The sequence below is a fragment of the Streptomyces xiaopingdaonensis genome, from assembly GCF_000262345.1.
In the GTDB taxonomy this organism is placed as follows: Bacteria; Actinomycetota; Actinomycetes; order Streptomycetales; family Streptomycetaceae; genus Streptomyces; species Streptomyces xiaopingdaonensis.
This window is the reverse complement of sequence record NZ_AJTQ01000326.1, coordinates 1-2,937: the sequence shown is the minus strand read 5'-3', so window position 1 is coordinate 2,937 and position 2,937 is coordinate 1. Positions and strand designations below refer to the sequence as shown.

At 69.0% G+C, this 2,937-nt stretch carries 2 protein-coding genes and 1 tRNA gene; all 3 read left to right on the top strand.

Annotated elements, in window-relative coordinates; translation table 11 throughout:
• Positions 1–71 precede the first annotated feature (71 nt).
• Positions 72–854, top strand: coding sequence for a fumarylacetoacetate hydrolase family protein (locus UWG_RS0124960; protein WP_029391752.1), 783 nt, complete (start codon positions 72–74; stop codon positions 852–854).
• Entirely contained in the window at positions 847–2,364 is a 1,518-nt protein-coding gene (gene gltX, locus UWG_RS0124955) for a glutamate--tRNA ligase (RefSeq protein ID WP_016909923.1), read from the top strand. The genes UWG_RS0124960 and gltX overlap by 8 nt, the downstream gene beginning before the upstream one ends.
• Positions 2,365–2,835: 471 nt before the next feature.
• Positions 2,836–2,907, top strand: a tRNA-Gln gene (locus tag UWG_RS0124950).
• The last annotated feature ends 30 nt before the right edge of the window (positions 2,908–2,937 follow it).

The window sequence follows — 2,937 nt, the reverse complement described above, 5'->3', positions numbered from 1 at the left end:
GGCCGGGGGAGCCGGCGGCGAGGTGTCATAGGCTGGAGCGTCAGTTCCGCAGGCCAGTGAAGGACACCCCCGTGCGCATCGCCAGATTCTCCCTCGACGGCACCGTCGGCTTCGGAGTGGTCGAAGGGGACGCGGAGACCGAAGGCGGCCCCGTCCTCGACATCATCAAAGGGCACCCCTTCGCCGAGTTCGAGCGCTCGGGCAAGAAGATCCCGCTCTCCCAGGTCCGCTTGCTTCCGCCGGTCCTGCCCAACAAGGTCGTCGCCGTCGGCCGCAACTACGCCGAGCACGCCAGGGAGTTGGGCAACGAGGTGCCGGACGTCCCGGTCGTCTTCTTCAAGCCCTCCACCTCGGTGAGCGGCCCGGGGGATTCGATCGTCCACCCGTCGTTCTCCTCCGAGGTGCACTACGAGGCCGAGCTCGCCGTCGTCATCGGCCGGCTCTGCAAGGACGTCCCGAAGGAGCGCGCCCGGGACGTCATCCTCGGCTACACCTGCGCCAACGACGTCACCGCGCGCGACGTCCAGCGCAGCGAGGACCAGTGGGCCCGCGCCAAGGGCTTCGACACCTCCTGCCCGCTCGGCCCCTGGACCGAGACCGACCTCGAGCCGTCGGACCTCGGCCTGATGTGCACCGTCAACGGTGAGCAGCGACAACTCGGCCGCACGAGCGACATGGTCCGCTCCGTCGAGGACCTGATCGTCCACATCACCGAGGCGATGACGCTCCTGCCCGGCGACGTCGTCCTCACCGGCACCCCGGCAGGGGTCGGCCCCCTGCACGTCGGCGACGAGGTCGCCGTCACCATCGAAGGCATCGGCACTCTCACCAACAAGGTGATCAAGCGTGACTAACGCGAGCAACGTCCGCGTACGTTTCTGTCCCAGCCCGACGGGCAACCCGCACGTCGGCCTCGTCCGCACCGCCCTCTTCAACTGGGCGTACGCGCGGCACACCGGCGGCACCCTGGTCTTCCGCATCGAGGACACGGACGCGGCACGCGACTCAGAGGAGTCCTACGAGCAGCTCCTCGACTCCCTGCGCTGGCTCGGTCTCAGCTGGGACGAGGGCCCCGCGCCCTTCGACGTCGCCACCGGCGCGGGCGAGGGCGGCCCGCACGCCCCCTACCGCCAGTCGCTCCGCTCCGAGCTCTACCAGGACGTCGCCGCCCGCCTGCTGGAGTCCGGCCGGGCCTACCCTTGCTACTGCACGGCCGAGGAGTTGGAGACCCGTCGCGAGCAGGCCCGCAAGGAGGGCCGCCCCTCCGGGTACGACGGGGCGTGCCGCGACCTCACGCCCGAGCAGATCGCCGCGTACGAGGCCGAGGGCCGCACCCACATCGTCCGCTTCCGGATGCCGGACGAGCCGATCACCTTCACCGACCTCGTCCGCGGCGAGATGACCTTCCAGCCCACGAGCGTCCCCGATTACGGCATCGTCCGCGCCAACGGCAAGCCGCTCTACACTCTCGTCAACCCGGTCGACGACGCGCTGATGGAGATCACCCACGTCCTGCGGGGCGAGGACCTCCTCTCCTCCACCCCCCGCCAGATCGCGCTCTACCGGGCGCTGGCGGACCTCGGTGTCGGCAAGGGCATCGTCCCCGAGTTCGGCCACCTCCCGTATGTCATGGGGGAGGGGAACAAGAAGCTGTCCAAGCGGGACCCGCAGTCCTCGCTCAACCTCTACCGCGAGCGCGGCTTCCTCCCCGAGGGGCTGCTCAACTACCTCTCGCTGCTGGGCTGGTCGCTCGCCGAGGACCGCGACATCTTCTCGCTCGACGAGCTGGTCGCCGCCTTCGACGTCCGCGACGTCAACGCCAACCCGGCGCGCTTCGACCTGAAGAAGTGCGAGGCGATCAACGCCACGCACGTTCGCGAGCTCCCCGTCGAGGAGTTCGCGGCCCGCTGCGCGCCGTGGCTCCGCGCCCCCTTCGCGCCGTGGCCGCCGGACAACTTCGACCAGGCGGCCTTCGACGCGCTCGCCCCGCTCGCGCAGAGCCGCGTCACCGTCCTCTCCGAGATCACCGACAACGTCGACTTCCTCTTCCTCGACGAGCCGGTCTTCGACGAGAAGTCCTGGCAGAAGGCGATGAAGCCGGGAGCGGGCGAACTCCTGCGCACCGCACGGGAGAAGCTCGTCACCACCGAGTGGCAGGCGGAGCCGCTCAAGCAGGCCGTCCTCACCGCGGGCGAGGCCCACGGCCTCAAGCTCGGCAAGGCCCAGGCCCCCGTCCGCGTCGCGGTGACGGGCCGCACCGTCGGCCTCCCGCTCTTCGAGTCCGTGGAGGTACTCGGCCGCGAGCGCACCCTGTCCCGCATCGACGCGGCCCTCGCGAAGCTCGCGGAACAGCCGGCGGAGTGACCGTGCTCCGGGCCCCGGGGCTGCTGCTCCGGGGCCCGAAGCGTCCCTACTTCGGTCGCTCAGTGCCTCCGTTGGGCCGGCAAGAGGGCGGAGGCCGCGGTACCTATCGCCCTGTCGTCGGAATCTGCCCGTTGTGACGCCGTGGACGTGCGTGCGAACTGAGTAGCTGTGGGCCCCGGTTCCGTCGAAAAGACGTCCTCTTCCTTCTCCTGGGCCCTCGCCAGCAGCCGCGCCTCGTGCCATATGCTTCGTCTCCCGGTTGTCAGTGACATCCTCGTCACTTTGAGTGGTCGACGTTAAGGGTGTGCGGCGCATTCGTGTCCGCTGCCGGGACCTTGGCCCCCAGCCCCGCCCCGTTTTGGCGCACCGTCCGCGATCGGGTAATGTTCTATCTGTCGCCGAGGGGGACAGGCCGGAAGGCCGAGAGCCCGGGTGATCACCAAGCAAGACTCTCAAGGGAGTTGAGCACGGTGGGCTATGGTGTAATTGGCAGCACGACTGATTCTGGTTCAGTTAGTCTAGGTTCGAGTCCTGGTAGCCCAGCTCGGTTTACACACACTCTGTGTGATCGAT